The sequence below is a fragment of the Skermania sp. ID1734 genome (assembly GCF_007489285.1).
Classification (GTDB): Bacteria; Actinomycetota; Actinomycetes; order Mycobacteriales; family Mycobacteriaceae; genus ID1734.
In genome coordinates this window covers 76,877-93,473 of the sequence record NZ_VLIY01000004.1, presented here as the reverse complement: position 1 = coordinate 93,473, position 16,597 = coordinate 76,877, and the positions used below count along the sequence as shown (strand labels likewise).

Annotated in this window: 14 protein-coding genes; 7 read left to right on the top strand and 7 right to left on the bottom strand. The window is 65.6% G+C overall.

The window, feature by feature from the left end; genetic code table 11:
- The first annotated feature begins 17 nt into the window (after positions 1-17).
- The 3 genes from FOS14_RS06310 (at position 18) to FOS14_RS06300 (ending at position 6,913) form a co-directional block, all read left to right on the top strand.
- Positions 18-1,241 carry an acetyl-CoA C-acetyltransferase gene (locus FOS14_RS06310; protein WP_143769439.1) on the top strand — a complete coding sequence of 408 codons (1,224 nt, stop codon included), beginning with the start codon at positions 18-20 and terminating at the stop codon, positions 1,239-1,241.
- A gap of 40 nt (positions 1,242-1,281) precedes the next feature.
- Positions 1,282-3,417, top strand: coding sequence for a 3-hydroxyacyl-CoA dehydrogenase NAD-binding domain-containing protein (locus FOS14_RS06305; protein ID WP_143769624.1), 2,136 nt, complete (start codon positions 1,282-1,284; stop codon positions 3,415-3,417).
- A gap of 121 nt (positions 3,418-3,538) precedes the next feature.
- On the top strand, positions 3,539-6,913 hold the full coding sequence (locus tag FOS14_RS06300; RefSeq protein ID WP_143769438.1) for a serine/threonine-protein kinase: 3,375 nt from the start codon (positions 3,539-3,541) through the stop codon (positions 6,911-6,913).
- On the opposite strand, the gene FOS14_RS06295 is transcribed toward FOS14_RS06300, so the two are convergent.
- Both FOS14_RS06295 and FOS14_RS06290 read right to left on the bottom strand, forming a co-directional pair.
- On the bottom strand, positions 6,910-8,226 hold the full coding sequence (locus tag FOS14_RS06295) for a class I SAM-dependent methyltransferase (protein WP_143769437.1): 1,317 nt from the start codon (positions 8,224-8,226) through the stop codon (positions 6,910-6,912). The two genes, FOS14_RS06300 and FOS14_RS06295, sit on opposite strands and share 4 nt — an antisense overlap.
- Positions 8,223-9,647 carry an FAD-binding oxidoreductase gene (locus FOS14_RS06290; protein ID WP_255450139.1) on the bottom strand — a complete coding sequence of 475 codons (1,425 nt, stop codon included), beginning with the start codon at positions 9,645-9,647 and terminating at the stop codon, positions 8,223-8,225. The genes FOS14_RS06295 and FOS14_RS06290 overlap by 4 nt, the downstream gene beginning before the upstream one ends.
- Before the next feature lie 201 nt (positions 9,648-9,848).
- On the opposite strand from FOS14_RS06290, the gene FOS14_RS06285 reads away from it, so the two are divergent.
- Positions 9,849-10,283 carry an SRPBCC family protein gene (locus tag FOS14_RS06285; RefSeq protein ID WP_143769436.1) on the top strand — a complete coding sequence of 145 codons (435 nt, stop codon included), beginning with the start codon at positions 9,849-9,851 and terminating at the stop codon, positions 10,281-10,283.
- Between the two features lie 7 nt (positions 10,284-10,290).
- On the opposite strand, the gene FOS14_RS06280 is transcribed toward FOS14_RS06285, so the two are convergent.
- Positions 10,291-10,860, bottom strand: coding sequence for a hypothetical protein (locus tag FOS14_RS06280; RefSeq protein ID WP_255450109.1), 570 nt, complete (start codon positions 10,858-10,860; stop codon positions 10,291-10,293).
- A 117-nt stretch (positions 10,861-10,977) separates the two neighbouring features.
- Between FOS14_RS06280 and FOS14_RS06275 the strand changes: the two genes are divergently transcribed.
- Positions 10,978-11,310 carry a YbaB/EbfC family nucleoid-associated protein gene (locus FOS14_RS06275; RefSeq protein ID WP_143769435.1) on the top strand — a complete coding sequence of 111 codons (333 nt, stop codon included), beginning with the start codon at positions 10,978-10,980 and terminating at the stop codon, positions 11,308-11,310.
- 9 nt (positions 11,311-11,319) lie between these two features.
- The gene (recR, locus tag FOS14_RS06270; RefSeq protein ID WP_143769434.1) at positions 11,320-11,928 is read left to right on the top strand and encodes a recombination mediator RecR; all 609 of its coding nucleotides are present in this window, start codon (positions 11,320-11,322) and stop codon (positions 11,926-11,928) included.
- Between the two features lie 42 nt (positions 11,929-11,970).
- On the opposite strand, the gene FOS14_RS06265 is transcribed toward recR, so the two are convergent.
- The 3 genes from FOS14_RS06265 to FOS14_RS06255 form a co-directional block, all read right to left on the bottom strand.
- Entirely contained in the window at positions 11,971-12,528 is a 558-nt protein-coding gene (locus FOS14_RS06265; RefSeq protein ID WP_143769433.1) for a hypothetical protein, read from the bottom strand.
- Between the two features lie 72 nt (positions 12,529-12,600).
- The gene (locus FOS14_RS06260; RefSeq protein ID WP_143769432.1) at positions 12,601-13,317 is read right to left on the bottom strand and encodes a type 1 glutamine amidotransferase; all 717 of its coding nucleotides are present in this window, start codon (positions 13,315-13,317) and stop codon (positions 12,601-12,603) included.
- The gene (locus FOS14_RS06255) at positions 13,314-14,564 is read right to left on the bottom strand and encodes a Mur ligase family protein (protein ID WP_143769431.1); all 1,251 of its coding nucleotides are present in this window, start codon (positions 14,562-14,564) and stop codon (positions 13,314-13,316) included. Before FOS14_RS06255 ends, FOS14_RS06260 begins: the two co-directional genes overlap by 4 nt.
- Before the next feature lie 93 nt (positions 14,565-14,657).
- Here FOS14_RS06255 and FOS14_RS06250 point away from each other — a divergent pair, with 93 nt between their 5' ends.
- Positions 14,658-15,398 carry an SDR family NAD(P)-dependent oxidoreductase gene (locus tag FOS14_RS06250; RefSeq protein ID WP_185981639.1) on the top strand — a complete coding sequence of 247 codons (741 nt, stop codon included), beginning with the start codon at positions 14,658-14,660 and terminating at the stop codon, positions 15,396-15,398.
- A gap of 2 nt (positions 15,399-15,400) precedes the next feature.
- On the opposite strand, the gene FOS14_RS06245 is transcribed toward FOS14_RS06250, so the two are convergent.
- Positions 15,401-16,564, bottom strand: a complete 1,164-nt coding sequence (locus FOS14_RS06245; RefSeq protein WP_143769429.1) for an NADH:flavin oxidoreductase — start codon at positions 16,562-16,564, stop codon at positions 15,401-15,403.
- Positions 16,565-16,597 lie beyond the last annotated feature (33 nt).

Here is a 16,597-nt window from a genome sequence, read left to right as displayed (position 1 = left end):
AAAGGGAAGAGGTCACCGTGGCAGGACAGCCTGTAGAGGCCTACATTTTCGAGGCGATCCGCACCCCACGCGGTCGCGGCAAGAAGAACGGGTCGTTGCACTCGGTCAAGCCGATCGACCTGGTCACCGGCCTGGTCAACGAGCTGCGTAGCCGTTACCCAGATCTCGACGAGGACCGGATCTCGGACCTGGTTCTCGGCGTTGTCATGCCAGTCGGCGATCAGGGCGCCGACATCGCGCGCACCGCCGTGCTTGCCGCGGGCCTCCCCGACACCGTCGGCGGCGTTCAGCTGAACCGCTTCTGCGCGTCCGGCCTCGAGGCCATCAACACGGCCGCGCAGAAGGTGCGCTCCGGCTTCGACGATCTCGTTCTGGCCGGTGGTGTCGAGTCGATGTCGCGGGTGCCGATGGGCAGCGACGGTGGTGCCTGGGCCATGGACCCGGCCACCAACTACGACACCTACTTTGTGCCGCAGGGCATCAGCGCCGACCTGATCGCCACCATCGAGGGCTTCAGCCGCGAAGACGTCGACGCCTACGCCGTGCGCTCGCAGGAACTGGCAGCCAAGGCCACCACGGGCGGCTACTTCGCCAAGTCGATCGTTCCGGTCCGCGACATCAACGGCCTGGCCGTGCTGGACAACGACGAGCACATGCGCCCGGGCACCACGCTGGAGGACCTCGCCAAGCTCAACCCGTCTTTCGCGGGGATCGGTGACTTCGGCGGCTTCGACGCGGTGGCGCTGCAGAAGTACCACTTCGTGGAGAAGATCAACCACGTCCACCACGGCGGTAACAGCTCGGGCATCGTCGACGGTGCCGCGCTCACACTGATCGGATCCGAAGAGGCCGGCAAGGCGTCGGGTCTTACCCCGCGCGCCCGCATCGTCGCGACCGCGACCAGCGGCGCCGACTCCACCATCATGCTCACCGGCCCGACGCCGGCCAGCAAGAAGGTGCTGGCCAAGGCCGGCCTGACCCTGGATGACATCGACCTGGTCGAGATCAACGAGGCGTTCGCCTCCGTCGTGCTGAAGTTCCAGAAGGACCTGAACATCCCCGACGAGAAGCTCAACGTCAACGGCGGCGCGATCGCGATGGGCCACCCGCTGGGTGCCACCGGTGCCATGATCACCGGCACCATGGTCGACGAGCTCGAGCGCCGCAACGGCCGCTACGCGCTGATCACCCTCTGCATCGGCGGCGGCATGGGCGTCGCGACCATCATCGAGCGGGTCTAACCCCAACATCTCAGGAGACTTGAAAGCAGTGACTGACAACATGATCGGTTGGGAGCAGGACGCGGACGGCATCGTCACGCTGACGATGGACGACCCGAACCAGGGCGCCAACACCATGAACGACCTGTACAAGAAGTCGATGTCGGCGACCGTCGACCGGCTCGAGGCCGAGAAGGACAACATCACCGGTGTGGTCCTGACCTCCGCGAAGAAGACCTTCTTCGCCGGCGGCGACCTGAAGAACATGATGAAGGTGGGCCCGGACGACGCCGAGGCCCTCATGAACGAGCTGGGCGAGATCAAGGGTGCGCTGCGCCGTCTCGAGCAGCTCGGCAAGCCGGTGGTCGCAGCCATCAACGGCGCGGCTCTCGGCGGCGGACTGGAGATCGCGCTGGCCTGTCATTACCGCATCGCTGCGGATGTACCCGGCTCGCAGATCGGCCTGCCCGAGGCCACCCTCGGCCTCCTCCCCGCGGGCGGCGGCGTAATCCGCACGGTCCGCATGCTCGGCATCCAGGGCGCGCTCATGGGCGTGCTGCTGCAGGGCCAGCGCAACAAGCCGGCCAAGGCCAAGGAGATCGGTCTCATCAACGAACTCGTCGGTTCGGTCGAAGAGCTGATCCCGGCCGCCAAGGCGTGGATCAAGGCCAACCCGGACAAGGGCGTGCAGCCCTGGGACGTCAAGGGCTTCAAGATTCCGGGCGGCGCCCCGAGCTCGCCGGCTTTCGCCGCGAACCTGCCGGCGTTCCCGGCCAACCTGCGCAAGCAGCTCAAGGGCACCAACATGCCGCAGGCGCGGGCCATCATGTCGGCCGCCATCGAGGGCGCGCAGGTGGACATCGACAACGCGTCGCTGATCGAGTCCCGCTACTTCGTGCACCTGCTGACCGGCCCGGTCGCGAAGAACATGATTCAGGCGTTCTTCTTCGACCTGCAGGCCATCAACAACGGTGGTTCGCGTCCAAAAGACGTGCCCAAGCGCGAGATCAAGAAGGTCGGTGTTCTCGGCGCCGGCATGATGGGCGCGGGCATCGCCTACGTCTCCGCCAAGGCCGGCTATGACGTGGTTCTCAAGGACGTCACCATCGAGGCTGCCGAGCGCGGCAAGAACTACTCGGAGAAGCTCGAGGCCAAGGCGCTTTCGCGCGGCCGCACCACCGAGGAGAAGTCGAAGGCGCTGCTCGACCGCATCCACCCGACCGCGGATGCCGCCGACTTCAAGGGCGTCGACTTCGTGATCGAGGCGGTCTTCGAGAACACCGAACTCAAGCACAAGGTGTTCCAGGAGATCGAGGACATCGTCGAGCCGGATGCGCTGCTCGGTTCCAACACCTCGACGCTGCCCATCACCGGTCTGGCGACCGGCGTGAAGCGTCAGGACGACTTCATCGGCATCCACTTCTTCTCCCCGGTCGACAAGATGCCGCTCGTGGAGATCATCCGTGGTGAGAAGACCTCCGACGAGGCGCTGGCCCGGGTGTTCGACTACACCCTGGCCATCCGCAAGACCCCGATCGTGGTGAACGACAGCCGCGGCTTCTTCACCTCCCGGGTGATCGGCACCTTCGTCAACGAGGCGATCGCGTTCCTGACCGAAGGCGTCGACCCGCAGACGATCGAGCAGGCGGGCCTGCAGGCCGGCTACCCGGCGGCGCCGCTGCAGCTGTCGGACGAGCTGAACATGAAGCTCATGCAGAAGATCGCCAAGGAGACCGCCGACGCAGCGGCCGCGGGCGACACCACCATGGGCCGCGAGCGGCACCCGGCGCAGGATGTCATCGACTTCATGGTCGAATCCGGTCGTCCGGGCCGCTTGGAGAAGGCAGGCTTCTACGAGTACGACGAGGACGGCAAGCGGACCGGTCTGTGGCCGGGCCTGCGGGAGAAGTTCCAGACCAGCACCAACGACGCGGTTCCGTTCCAGGATCTGATCGACCGGATGCTGTTCGCCGAGGCCATCGAGACCCAGAAGTGCTTCGACGAAGGCGTTCTCACCTCGACCGCTGATGCGAACATCGGCTCGATCTTCGGCATCGGCTACCCGGCCTGGACCGGTGGAGTGCACCAGTTCATCGTCGGCTACCCGGGCGGTCAGGCGGCGTTCGTCGCCCGCGCCGAGGAGTTGGCCGCAAAGTACGGCGATCGCTTCACCCCGCCGGCGTCGCTGAAGAGCTAAGCGCACACCTGCCAGAAAACGTCGGCCCGCTTGACCGTCACGGTTGAGCGGGCCGACGTTCTTGATGCGGTTACGCTTTCGTCCGCGGACTATTCTGGCGAGTAGGTGAGGTGGTGATGCCATGGCCGAACACGAACCCCACGCGGAATCCCGTTCGGAGCCGGACGCCACCCAGCACGATCTGCGCCTGAGCCTCGCTGACGAACTGGAGGCCTTCGGTCTGGAGAACGTGACCGAGATCGGTCGCGGCGGGTTCGGCGTGGTGTATCGCGCGGAGCAGACGGCGCTCGGCCGCCAGGTTGCCGTAAAGGTTCTCTCCGCCAACCTCGATGCCGAGAACCGCGAGCGATTCTTGCGGGAAGAGAACGCGATGGGGCGGCTTTCCGGCCATCCCAACATCGTCGACATCTTGCAGGTCGACACCACGCTGACCGGACGCCCGTTCATTGTCATGCCGTTTCATCAGCGTGGCTCGCTCGAGGCGCTGGTGCGCGACCATGGCCCGCTCGGGTGGGCAGCGACGCTGCGCGTCGGGGTCAAACTGTGCGGCGCGATCGAGAGCGCCCACCGCCTCGGCATCCTGCACCGTGACGTGAAGCCGGGCAACGTCTTGCTCACCGGCTACGGGGAACCGCAACTGACCGACTTCGGTATCGCCCGTGTGCCGGGCGGTTTCGAGACTTCTTCCAGCATGATCACCGGATCGCCCGCATACACTGCGCCCGAGGTCCTCAAGGGCGCAGAGCCGACGGTCGCGTCTGACATCTACGGACTCGGGGCCACGCTGTTTGCCCTGCTCACCGGTCATGCCGCGTTCGAACGACAGTCGGGGGAGAAGGTGGTGGCGCAATTCCTCCGAATCACCACCGAGCCCATTCCCGACCTGCGAAAGCAAGACATCCCGGCCGACGTCGCGGCAGCGATCGAAGCGGCGATGGCGAGCGATCCCGCGGACCGTCCGCAATCTGCGGCCGCGTTCGGCGCGATGCTGCAAGAGGCACAACGCGCGCACGGATTCGTGGCCGATGAGATGGCTTTGCTGGAACCCGATGAAACCGTGGCCACCCCACGGCCGCCGGCAGTGGCGACGGCCGGCGGCCAGCCGCCGGGGGTGGCGACGCGAACCACCTCGCAAACGGTGGCCTCCACCCGGGTGCACACGCTGCCGCCCACCGCTGCCACCAAGTTCCGACCGCCGACGCCGTCGCGCGCGCCACTGGTGCGTTCGCGGCTGCTCGACACATTGCGGGCAGGAAAGAGTAAGCGGCTCATCGTCATTCATGCACCAGCGGGTTTCGGAAAAAGTACGTTGGCCGCCCAATGGCGCAACGAACTCAGTGCAGACGGCGTGGCTGTTGCCTGGCTGGGCATTGACCGCGACGACAACGTCGGTCTCTGGTTCATTGCCCACCTCATCGAGGCAATTCGTCGGGTGCGTCCCGATATCGGTGAAGGCCTCGAACAGGCTCTGGAGGAAAACGCCGACGACGCTGCCAGGTACGTCCTGTCCGAGCTCATCGATCAACTGCATAACAGCGGTGAACCAGTGGTCGTGGTCGTCGATGACTGGCATCGCGTCAGTGACAAAGCCGCGCGTGACGCAATGGACTTCCTCTTGGACAGTGGTTGCCACCATCTACGGCTGGTGCTCACCAGCCGCGAGCAGGCAACCCGTGGCCTCAGCCGAATGCGGGTGCAAGACGAACTCGTCGAAATCGATGCCGGCGCACTGCGGTTCACTGCCGAAGAAGCCAAGGAATACCTGCTGGACAGCAATCATTTCGAACTCACCTACATGCAGGTGGGGGAGATATACCGGGCGACCGAGGGGTGGCCGGCGGCAATGCAGCTCATCGCCTTGTCGCTACGCGGCGGTGCCGACCCAGAGCGGCTGGTAGCCGAGATCTCCAGTGGTCACGAGGCCATCGGGGAATACCTTGCCGAAGACGTCTTGGATACACTCGAACCCGAGATAGTCGAGTTTCTGATGGACATCTCGGTGGTCGACCGGGTCAACGCCAGCCTCGCCACCGCCTTGTCCGACGCGGATGACGGCGGAGCGCTGTTGGCCGAAGTGCAACGGCGAGACCTGTTCCTGCACCGCACTACCGAGGATCCCGAGTGGTTCCGCTTCCAGCTGTTGTTTGCGGAGTTTCTGCGCCGTCGCCTCGACCGCGAACACCCGGGACGCCGACGCACTCTGCACATGAAGGCGTCGCGGTGGTTCGCCGAGCACCAGATGCTGCGTGAGGCCGTCGACCACGCTATCGCCGCGGCCGATCTGAAGACGGCGATGGATCTCATCGAGTCGGGCGGGATGGACCTGATCGAGACGTCGAAGATGTCCACGCTGCTCGGTATGGTTTCGAAACTTCCTGTGCAGCAGGTTGCTTCGCGGAGCAAGTTGTTGACCGCGCTGGCGCGCGCGAACGTCAACCTGCAACAAACCGGCGCAGCCCGCTCGGCTCTGGGTTTGCTGGGCAACGTGCTGTCGCGTGGGTCGGCAAGCGACCCGCAGACGCAGATCCAGAAGGCGGAAGCGGATGTTTTGCGTGCTGCTGATCTGGTGGTGTCGGACGAGTCCGATGGCGTGGCGGAGCTGGCCGCGGAATGCCTGGCGCGCCCCGACGACGTTGCGCCGTGGGCCGCTTCGGTGGCCGCTGATGTCACGTCGTTTGCGCGCATCTGCGAGTTCGACTTCGCCGGTGCCCGTTCGCTGCAGCGCAGGGCCACCAAGTATCACGAGGCGGTCGCCGACCCGCTCGGTGGCGTCTATGGCTTCTGCTACGCCGGCGTGGCCGCCCGCGAGCAACTCGACATCGCGGCCGCAGACGAGGCATTCGATCACGCCCTCGAGTTTGCTCGGGCCCGAGGTGGCCCGCATTCGCATGCGTTTCGGCTCGCGGCTGCCATGGTGGCTGAGTCGAAGTACCTGCGTGGCGAAATCGACTCGGCCGCAGAGTTGATCGACGCCGGCCATCGCCCCGAGCCCGAGGTTGGACCGGTCGATCTGTTGGCCGCGATGTTCGCCACCGGAGCCCGGATAGAGACGGCGCGCGGCGAAACCGATGCTGCCGCTGCTCGTTTGACGGCCGGAGCGCAGTTCGCGCAGAAACACGCGCTACCTCGACTGGCCGCACACGTGGCACACGAGCAACTACGGTTGGGCCTACCCGCCGACCTGCCTGCCGCCGAGCTCGGCGCATCCAAAGGCACGGCATTGCTGACCGCCGAGATCGTCGAAATAGCCACCATCCGTCAGCTTCTCGGCAGCGGCGAGGTGGACAGCGCCGTGCACCGGGCGCAACGGCTGACGTACCGGACGTCTGGGCGGGTGCGCCCGCGTGCCCATCTCACGGCTCAGCTGCTACTCGGCGAATGCCTGCTGGCTGCGGGGCAGACCGAACAGGCGCAGGAAGTCCTGCGACACGTCGTCGCAACCTGCACCCAGGTCGGTTGGGTGCAAGTGTTGCGCGACGCCGGAATCGAGCCCTAGGCCGTCCACCACGGTCGCAGCGGCAGGCCGGCGTTGCCGTCGGGGCCGACCTTGACCGCCAGAACCTGGTGCAACTGAACGCCGTTGCGTTCGAAGCCCAGCCGCGAGCCCGCCATGTACAGGCCCCACACCTTCGCGGTGCCCTCGCCGACCTCTGCGACGCACGCGTCCCAGTTCGCCACCAGGTTCTTGCACCATTCCGCAAGTGTCAGCGCGTAGTGTTCGCGCAGGTTCTCCTCGTGGCGCACCTCGAGGCCGATGTTCTGAATGTCGCTGATGATCCTGCCCGAACCGATCAGCTCGCCGTCCGGGAAGACGTAGCGGTCGATGAAGTCGCCCGCCTTGCTGCTTTGCGTGTTGTCCGGGCGGGTGATGCAGTGGTTGAGGAACAGCCCGCCGTCGCGGAGCTTCGACTTGACCCAGCCGAAGTAGGCCGGATAGTTCGCCACGCCAATGTGTTCGGTGAGACCGATGGACGACACGGCGTCGAAGTCGGACTCGGGAATGTCGCGGTAGTCGGAGTGACGTACCTCAGCAAGTCCCGAAAGGCCCTCGTCCGCAATGGCTTTCTGCGCCCATTCGGCCTGTTCGCGCGACAGCGTGGCACCGATGACATGCACGCCGCGCCGCGCCGCGTAGCGCACCATCGAGCCCCAGCCGCAGCCGATGTCGAGCAAACGGTCACCTGCCGAGAGACGCAGCTTGTCGAACACCAGGCGGTACTTGTTTTCCTGGGCCTCTTCGAGCGTCTGGTTCGGGTGGTCGTAGCAGGCGCAGGTGTAGGTCATCGACGGACCGAGTACGTACTCGTAGAAGGTGTTGGAGACGTCGTAATGGTGATGAATCGCGTCGGCGTCACGGGTCTTGGAGTGCCGCAGGCCTTCCGCGATTCGACGCCAGCGCGGCATGGCTTCCTGCGGCGGCGGGGCGATGGGGCGCAACACGTCCCAGCCGAGTGACCGGGTGATGGCGGCAAGCTCCTTGGCCGAGGGGCGACGGAAATTCAGCCCCTCGTCCATGAGCTTCAACACTTCATAGGGGTCGCCCGGATGCACGCCAACGGCTTCGAGATCACCCGATACGTAGGCCCGCGCCATTCCGAGGTCGCCGGGTGCGGTCGCCAAATAGGTTGCACCGCGGGGCGTTTTGAGGCGCAGGCCGTACGGGGCATCGGCTGGTCCGGTGCTGCTGCCGTCATACGCGGAAAAGTGCAGCGGGAGTTCGCTGCCGGCGACCGTGTCGAGGATCTCGGCGAGGGTCAGTTTCCCGACTGTTCCGTCCGATTTCAACGAGGGCTCTTTGAACGTGGTCATTTGCGTTGCACCGCCTTCGCATACAGATCGAGCAAACGAGAGGATGGGTCGTACGTGCGTTTGAGGGCGTCATAGTGTTCGCCGCCGTAGAGGGCGGCGAATTCGTCGGCGTCGTAGAAGGCGTCCGAGTACAGCGACTTGTGTCCGTCGAGTGCACTGACCTCGCGTTCGATGGCGCGGTTCGCCGCGCCGGTTGGTGCGCCTGGTTGGACGGGCACCGAGGACCAGAAGCCGATGTTGACGTAGGTGCGGCCGGGTTCGAGCGGATACAGCGGCCACGGTCGCGGCCCCGGAACCGGCGCCGGATCACGTAACCGCAGGGGACACAACCAGATCGGTTCGATCGGAATCTCGCGCAGGAACCAGTCGAGGAAATCGGCGGTGCGTTCGATCGGCACTTCGATGTCCTGCACCACGCGTTCCCGCGGCGGGTTGCCCTTGCGCGCCTCGATGAAATCGGCGATGCCGTAGCGGTGGTCGAGTGCGATGAGCTTCCAGTAGAAGCTGCTGCGCCGCAAGGGCTTCGGCCATACCCGCCGAATTTGCGGATGTTGCGCACCGAACGCTCGGGAGCACCAGAACCAGTCGGTGTCCCAGCGCCACAGGTAATCGTGAATGGTGAGGCGGTCGGTCTCGCGCTCTTGGATGGACCGGTAGTAGATGTCCATTCCGGTGTAATCGCTGACTGGGCCGGGTTCGTCGGTTTGCCGGCCGAGTGTCAGATATGCCTCGGTTGCGCTGAATACAACACCGTCGAGGTAGTCCACTCGCTCGCCCGCGTGCGAGCGCTGGGCCACAATGCGATCCATCGTGGTTTCGAGTTCGCGCACATCGTTGAATCGCAGGTGGCGCAGGGCGACGAAGGGCGGCACCGACTCCAGCTCGATCTTCAGTCGTGTCGAATACCCAAGCGTGCCGTAAGAATTCGGAAAGCCGCGAAACAGCTCGGCGTGTTCGTTGGTTGGCGTTGCAGTGACAATTTCGCCGGCGCCGGTGAGGACATCGATTTCCAGCACCGATTCGTGCGGCAAACCGTTGCGGAACGAACTGGATTCAATACCGAGGCCGGTGACGGCGCCGCCGAGTGTGATCGTTTTCAGTTGTGGCACCACCAGCGGCGCCAGACCGTAGGGCAGCGTGGCCGCAACCAGGTCCTCGTATGTGCACATGCCCGCGACGTCGGCGGTTTTCGCGTCTGCATCGACTGCGATGACGCCGGTCAGCCCCGAGACGTCGAGGCCGGGCGCATCCGACTTCGCCCGCGCGCGAAACAGATTGGACGTTTTCTTCGCGAGCCGGACATTCGCGTCGATTGGGATGGCGCGATAGCTCGCAAGTAGCCGGTCGACGCCGACCTGATGCGCCGCGAAACCAGACTCCCGTGGGGCAAGCGCACGCCCCAGTACCCCGTTCAGAGACACAGCCACAACAACGACGCTAGCGCGGCGCATTTCGGGCGGCCACCGCGAGGTGCCGTCGTGACGAAACGTCATGCAAATGTTGCCGGGCTTTCGCGGACGGGCATGATGGCTTCAAGTGGCCTGTGCGTGATTTTTCACCGCCCGCGGTGAAAAATCACGCACAGGGCCGTAGCGGACGGACTCGACGAAGGAGTAAGGACTGTGGGCCAGGTAAGCGCTACCAGCAGTGCGGTCATCGAAGTGAAGCCCGATCAGGTTCTTGCGGCGCTGTCGGACTACCAGACCGTCCGGCCGCGGATCCTCACCGACCACTTCCGTGACTACCGGGTGCTATCCGGAGGCGTCGGCGACGGCACGGTGGCGCAGTGGACCCTGCAGGCAACGTCGAAGCGTTCCCGCGACATCAAGGCAACCGTCACGGTCGCCGGTCACACGATCACCGAGCGGGACGCGAACTCGTCGCTGGTGACCCGCTGGACCGTCGAGCCGAGCGGGGCCGGATCGTTGGTGACCACCACCACCGAGTGGCAGGGTGCCGGTGGCGTCGGTGGCTTCTTCGAGCGCATATTCGCGCCCTTGGGACTCAAGAAGATTCAGTCCCAGTTGCTTGACAACCTGCGCCGCGAAGTCGCGTGACCGCTGGTTAGGCCAGCACGAACGAAAGTAATCCCAGCAGCCCGAACGGCGTGCGCACGAACGAATAGCCGAACCAGACCCCTGGGGTGATCTCCCGGATTTCATCGACCACCCGAGGGGTTGGGGATTGGCTGTAGTCGAGGATCCAGGTGGGCTTGCCGTCGATCATCGACGTGCCGATGTAGGCGTGCGCGGGCCAGCCTTCGATGTTGGCGCCAGTGAGCCGGTTCTGCAGGAAGCCGCCGCCATAGAAGTTCTTGCCGGTCCAGATGCCGGGGGCGATCTGCGCGGTCTCCTTGGGATAGACCACCCAGCCGTTTGTGTGACCCTGCGGCAGCGGGCCGGGTGCCGCGTCGAGGTAGAACTGCGTGGTCTGCTCGGTGCTGCAGGCGAATCGGAGGGCGTCGATCGTGGCCGCGGGGTTGCCCGGATACAGCTGGCAGACCGGGCTGGCGGTTGCGGTCCCGACCGGCACCAGGATCACTCCGAAGAGGATGCCGAGGATGGCGGCTACCCAAGTAGCCGTACGGGTTCGCCACCAGCGCCGCCCCGCTTTTTGCTTACTGGTGTCGTTCATATTCGGGCTATCGTACGCGGTGTCGGAAATGTGACCATTTGTGATGGCTAACACCGGCCCCGTCTCGATGAACGTCTACGCTGACCTCAGGAGCGCCGAAGCTAAGGAGAACACGTCGTGCAACCCGGTGGACAGCCCGATATGCAGCAGATTTTGGCGCAGGCCCAGCAGATGCAGCAGCAGCTGATGGCTGCGCAAGCGCAGATCGCCGAAACTGAGGTCACCGGGCAGGCAGGCGGCGGACTGGTCCGCGCGACCGTGCGTGGCACCGGTGAACTGGTGTCGCTGCACATCGATCCCAAGGTGGTCGATCCGGACGACGTGGAAACACTGCAGGACCTGGTGATCGGCGCGATCGCCGACGCAACGGCGCAAGCGCAAAACGTTGCGGAACAAAAGCTTGGACCGCTGGCCGGAGCGTTCGGCGGCGGGGCCCTGCCCGGCTTCTAGAGGTCTCGAGTGTACGAAGGTCCGGTTCAGGATCTGATCGACGAGCTGGGCAAACTGCCGGGCATCGGGCCCAAGAGCGCCCAGCGCATCGCGTTTCACCTGCTGTCGGTAGAGCCACCCGACATCGACCGTTTGCAGGCCGCGCTGCAGAAGGTGCGCGACGGTGTGCAGTTTTGCGTGGTCTGCGGAACGGTTTCGGACAAGGAGATGTGCCGCATCTGCGCTGATCCGCGCCGCGACGCCACGATGATCTGCGTGGTGGAAGAACCGAAGGACGTGCAAGCCATCGAGCGCACAAGGGAATTCCGCGGGCGCTATCACGTCCTTGGTGGCGCGCTCGATCCGCTCAGCGGCATCGGCCCGGATCAGTTGCGGATCCGGGAGTTGCTCAAGCGAATCGGCAACCAGGACGACGGCGTGGATGTCACCGAGGTCATCATCGCGACTGATCCGAACACCGAGGGCGAGGCAACGGCGACCTACCTGGTGCGGATGCTGCGGGATTTCCCCGGGTTGACCGTTACCCGGCTCGCGTCGGGCCTGCCGATGGGCGGTGACCTGGAGTTTGCCGACGAGCTCACCCTCGGCCGGGCACTGTCCGGTCGACGCAAGCTCTGACCGGACCAGCGAACACTGTCCGGTCGACGCAAGCTCTAGTTGTCAGGCGAGGGCGAAGGTCAGCAGCTGCGGCTGCTGGAAGATGCCGTGCCACCAGGAGAAGCCGTACCACACGCCCGGGGTGATCTCGCGAATCTCGTCGTGTAGCGGCGGGGTCGGGGAGGGCGTGTAATCCAGGATCCACGCGGGCTTACCGTCGAAAGTCGACGGACCCAGATACACATTGGCCTGCCACGCCTCCAACTGCGCGCCGGTCAGTCGGTTGCGCAGGTAACCGCCGTTGTCGCCGGTGTAAAAGGTCTTGCCCATCCAGATTCCGGAGGCGAGCAGCGGCATCCCGGGGGGACGCACGACCCACCCGAGTTTCACTCCGTGCGGGACCGCGCCCGGTGCGGAGTTTCGGTAAATGGCGTCCTGTTGTGCCCACGAGCAGCGGAATCGCAGGGAGTCCAGGGTCGCCGCGCGGTTGTCGGGATAGAGAGTGCAGCCGTTGCCGTAGTCGATCGGCGCTGCGGCGGCGGGTCGGATGCCGGTCAGAACCGTGGCTGCGAGCACCAAACCGATCAGAAATAGCAACTGGCTCAGTTTTCTAGTGTTCATACTAGAATTTCGGCCGCCAGCGGCGATTTGAATCTATTCAGTGCATCGTTATGGCTGCAGTTGGGTAACTGTTCAGCGACGCCCCGCGGCCAACCGTTCCTTGCGCAACTGTTCTACCTCTGGCAAGTCGAGAGGTGGGAGTTCGGTCACGCCGAGCGCCCGCGCAATCAACAGGTCCGCAAGCTCCGGGTTGCGTGCCAACGCCGGGCCGTGCATGTAGGTGCCGATCACCGAGCCTTGTGCCGCCCCCTCGAAACCATCGCCGACGCCGTTGCCTACACCGCTGGTGACTCGTCCCAACGGCGTCGCCGAGGTGCCGAGAGTTGTTCCGCCGCGGTGGTTTTCGAAGCCGGTCAGAGGTGCGTGCAGTCCGTCGACCAGGGGAGTGGTGAGGACCTCGCCGATCGAACGGGTAGACTGCGGAGAGGTGGTGACGTCGAGCATGCCGACTCCGTCGACGCGTTCGCCGGCCGATGTCTCGTACCAGTTGCCGAGCACTTGAATGGCTGCGCAGATCGCCAGCACCGGCGCGCCGCGCTCGGCGGCACGTTGCAGGCCGGGGTAACGCTGCAGGTGCCGGGTGGCCAGGCGTTGCGCATAGTCTTCGGCCCCGCCGAGGGTGTAAATATCCAGCGAATCCGGCACCGGCTCGGCCAGCGTGATTTCGATGACGTCGGCGTCGTAGCCACGCATCCGTAACCGCTGACGCAGCACCAGCGCGTTACCGCCGTCGCCGTAGGTACCCATGACGTCGGGCAAGACGAGACCGATTTGCAGTTTGTCGCTCATCGCGCCTCCAGCGCCCGGTTCAAATCCCGAAATGCCGTGTAGTTCGCCAGCACCTCGACCCGCCCCGGCGGGCACGACTCGATCGCCCGCAGCGGGTCCGCGATGGTGGTGTGCTCGACTCCGGCATAGGTGAGCCGGACGCCGAGATCGGTGGCACGCTCGCCGGCGGCGACCACCTGGATGCCTTCGAAATGCTCGAAGCGCACATCCCACAGCCACGACAGGTCCTCACCGTCGGGAACCTGCCCGTTCACCGCGATGACCAGTCCATCCGCGGACGAATCGATCATGGACAGCGCTTCCTGCCAGCCGGCGGGGTTCTTCGCGAGCAGCATTCGAACCGACCGCTGACCTAACTGGACAGTGCTGTACCGGCCGGCGACCTCGCGGACCGTGCTGGCGGCCTGCACGGCCGCGGCCGGATCGGCGCCGAGCGCGACGGCCGCAGCGACGGCCTGAGCGGCGTTGCCGCGGTTCGCCTTACCAGGCAGTGCCAGCCGCAGCGGCAGCTTGATGCCGCCGGGTCCGTACAGGTTTTCCTCGTCCAGCCACCAGTCCGGGGTCGGGCGGGCGAAGTCGGTTCCGGTACTGCGCCAGTGCTCGCCCTCCCAGGCGATCGGCTCGCCGCTGCGGGGGCAACTGGTCGCGTCGATCGCCCAGCCGCTGCCGGCGGCGACCCAGACCACGTTCGGCGCGTCGTAGGCGGCCGAGCTCATCAGCACGTCGTCGCAGTTCGCGATCACCACCGCCTCGGGGTGCCGGGCCAGTCCCTCGCGCAGCCGGCGTTCGATCATGTTGATCTCGCCGACGCGGTCGAGTTGGTCGCGGCTCAGGTTCAGCAGCACCACGGCCGCCGGATTCACGGCGTCACACACGTGCGGGACGTGCAGTTCATCGACCTCCAGCGCGGCCAGCGGCGCGTGCTGGTTGGCGGTGAGCGCGGCGACGATGCCGGCGTCCATGTTGGCGCCATCGGCCTGGGTGGCTACCTCGTCGAGGGTGGCCAGAGCGGCGGCAGTCATTCGGGTGGTGGTGGATTTGCCGTTGGTGCCGGTCACGACCACGGTGCGGCGCGTGCTGCCTAGTTGGCTCATGATCGACTTGTCAATCTTGAGGGCGATCAGCCCGCCGATCATCGAACCGTTGCCGCGCCCGGCTTTCCGCGATGCCCACGACGCCGCACGGGCGGCGCGCAACGCGACCCTCCCACGGCCGGTGATGGGCGAGCGTTTTCGTCGGGTGCGCATTGGTGCAGTGTATTAAGGGATTCGTCCGGCGTGCCGACCGCGTGCTGCGGCAGTATCGCAGCAACGGGCACGCCAGCGGTTATGTTCGCTGTCATGGATGAACGCGTGCTCGTCGGCCGTGTCGCTCTGGTCACCGGTGGGTCCCGGGGCATCGGGCGCGGTATCGCGCAGACACTGGCTCGCGCTGGTGCGGCGGTGGCCGTGAACTACCGCAGTCGGCAGGAACATGCGGCCGCGACGGTGGCGGAGATCGAACGAGCCGGGGGCACTGCGCTGGCTGTGCGTGCCGATGTGTCCATGCGGGCCGAGGTGGAAGCGATGGTCGAGCGAGTCGAATCCGAGCTCGGTCCGGTCGACGTGCTGGTAAACAACGCCGGTATCGCCACCATCCGCGGTGTGGACGACCTCACCGAGGAGGACTTCGACCAGACACTGGCAGTCAATCTGAAGTCTGCGTTTCTGTGCACTCAGGCAGTCATCTCCGGGATGCGGCAGCGCGGATGGGGGCGGATTGTGAACGTCTCGTCCGTGGCGGCTCGCGGCGCAGGGGGCATCGGCGTGCATTACAACGCGTCGAAGGCGGGGCTGGAGGGACTCACCCGCGGCTACGCCGCGCGCCTGGCCGCCGACGGGATCACGGTCAACGCCGTCGCACCTGGACTCATCGACACGGAAATGGCTGTGCCGCTGAAGGAATCCGGTGTCGCGGACCGACTCCCGGTCGGCCGCATCGGCACACCAGAGGAGATCGGTCAGGCGGTCTTGATGATGATCGGCAACGGTTTCCTCACCGGCCAGACGGTGGCGGTCAACGGCGGCGGAAGCTTCCTGTGATCTCACTGCTGCGTCAGCACGCAGTGCGTGCGTGAGTAGATCGTCGGCATGCACCGGTTGGAGTGGTCGCAGATCGACCGCCTGCTCGGCTCGCGCTCGAGGCGCCGCACCAGATCCGGTTCGGCCAACAACGCCCGAGCGATCGCGACGAACTCGAATCCTTCCGACATGGCCAGGTCCATGGTCGATTTTTCGGTGATCCCACCCAACAGGATCAGCGGCATCGACAGTCGCTTCCGGAACTTGCGGGCCTGATCCAGTAGGTACGCCTCTCGATACGGGTATTCCCGCAGAAAGCCCCGGCCGCCGACCCGCATCCCCCAGCGCAGCAGGGCGGGCTGCGCGGCCGCGAACTCGCGGCGTGGCGCCCCGCCGGTGAACAGGTACATCGGGTTGAGCAGCGAGCTGCCAGCAGTCAGTTCGAGCGCATCGAGGGTGCCGTCGGCCTGCAGCCACTCGGCGACGGTGAGGCTTTCGGGCATCGAAAAGCCGCCGCGCACACCGTCGTTCATGTTGAGCTTCGCGGTAATCGCGAGCCGGCCGCCGACGGCCTCGCGCACCGCTTGGGCTGTCTCGCGAGCTAACCGCGCCCGGTTTGCCAGCGAACCGCCATAGCCGTCCTTACGGCGGTTCAGTAGCGGGCTCAGGAATGAGCTCACCAGGTAGTTGTGACCGAAATGGATTTCCACTGCGTCGAATCCGGACTCTTCGGCCAGTCGGGCGGCATTCGCATGCGCGGCGACGACGTCACGCAACTGCTCCACGGTTGGGTTGCGGGTGAACCGCATGCCCAGCGGGTTGAAGAACCTGCGCGGCCCCAGTGCCGGCAGGCCGTTCGAGGCGGCGTTCGCCACCGGACCGGCGTGCCCGATCTGCGCCGAAATCGCCGCGCCGTGCGCGTGCACCGCGTCGGTGACCTTGCGCAGTCCCGGTACCGACTCGGGCCGCATCCAGATCTGGTGCCGGTCGGTGCGGCCCTCCGGGCTGACCGCGCAGTACGCCACCGTGGTCATGCCGACGCCGCCCGCGGCGAAGCCGGCGTGGAAATCGGCGAGTTCAGGGGTGGCTAACGCGTCGGGGGTACGGCCCTCGAAGGTAGCCGCCTTGATGACGCGGTTGCGAAGCGTGAGCGACCCCAATTGGGCGGTTTCGAAGACATCTGCCACCGCCCAATTGGAACACGTTTCAGTTTTGTGCGG

What these genes read in the sequence shown, in the direction of transcription:
- FOS14_RS06250 (WP_185981639.1), top strand. Translation starts at nt 14,658, where the DNA reads ATGGATGAACGCGTGCTCGTCGGCCGTGTCGCTCTGGTCACCGGTGGG.
- FOS14_RS06265 (WP_143769433.1), bottom strand. Translation starts at nt 12,528, where the DNA reads ATGAACACTAGAAAACTGAGCCAGTTGCTATTTCTGATCGGTTTGGTG.
- FOS14_RS06295 (WP_143769437.1), bottom strand. Translation starts at nt 8,226, where the DNA reads ATGACCACGTTCAAAGAGCCCTCGTTGAAATCGGACGGAACAGTCGGG.
- FOS14_RS06280 (WP_255450109.1), bottom strand. Translation starts at nt 10,860, where the DNA reads ATGAACGACACCAGTAAGCAAAAAGCGGGGCGGCGCTGGTGGCGAACC.
- FOS14_RS06305 (WP_143769624.1), top strand. Translation starts at nt 1,282, where the DNA reads ATGATCGGTTGGGAGCAGGACGCGGACGGCATCGTCACGCTGACGATG.
- FOS14_RS06260 (WP_143769432.1), bottom strand. Translation starts at nt 13,317, where the DNA reads ATGAGCGACAAACTGCAAATCGGTCTCGTCTTGCCCGACGTCATGGGT.
- FOS14_RS06255 (WP_143769431.1), bottom strand. Translation starts at nt 14,564, where the DNA reads ATGCGCACCCGACGAAAACGCTCGCCCATCACCGGCCGTGGGAGGGTC.
- FOS14_RS06300 (WP_143769438.1), top strand. Translation starts at nt 3,539, where the DNA reads ATGGCCGAACACGAACCCCACGCGGAATCCCGTTCGGAGCCGGACGCC.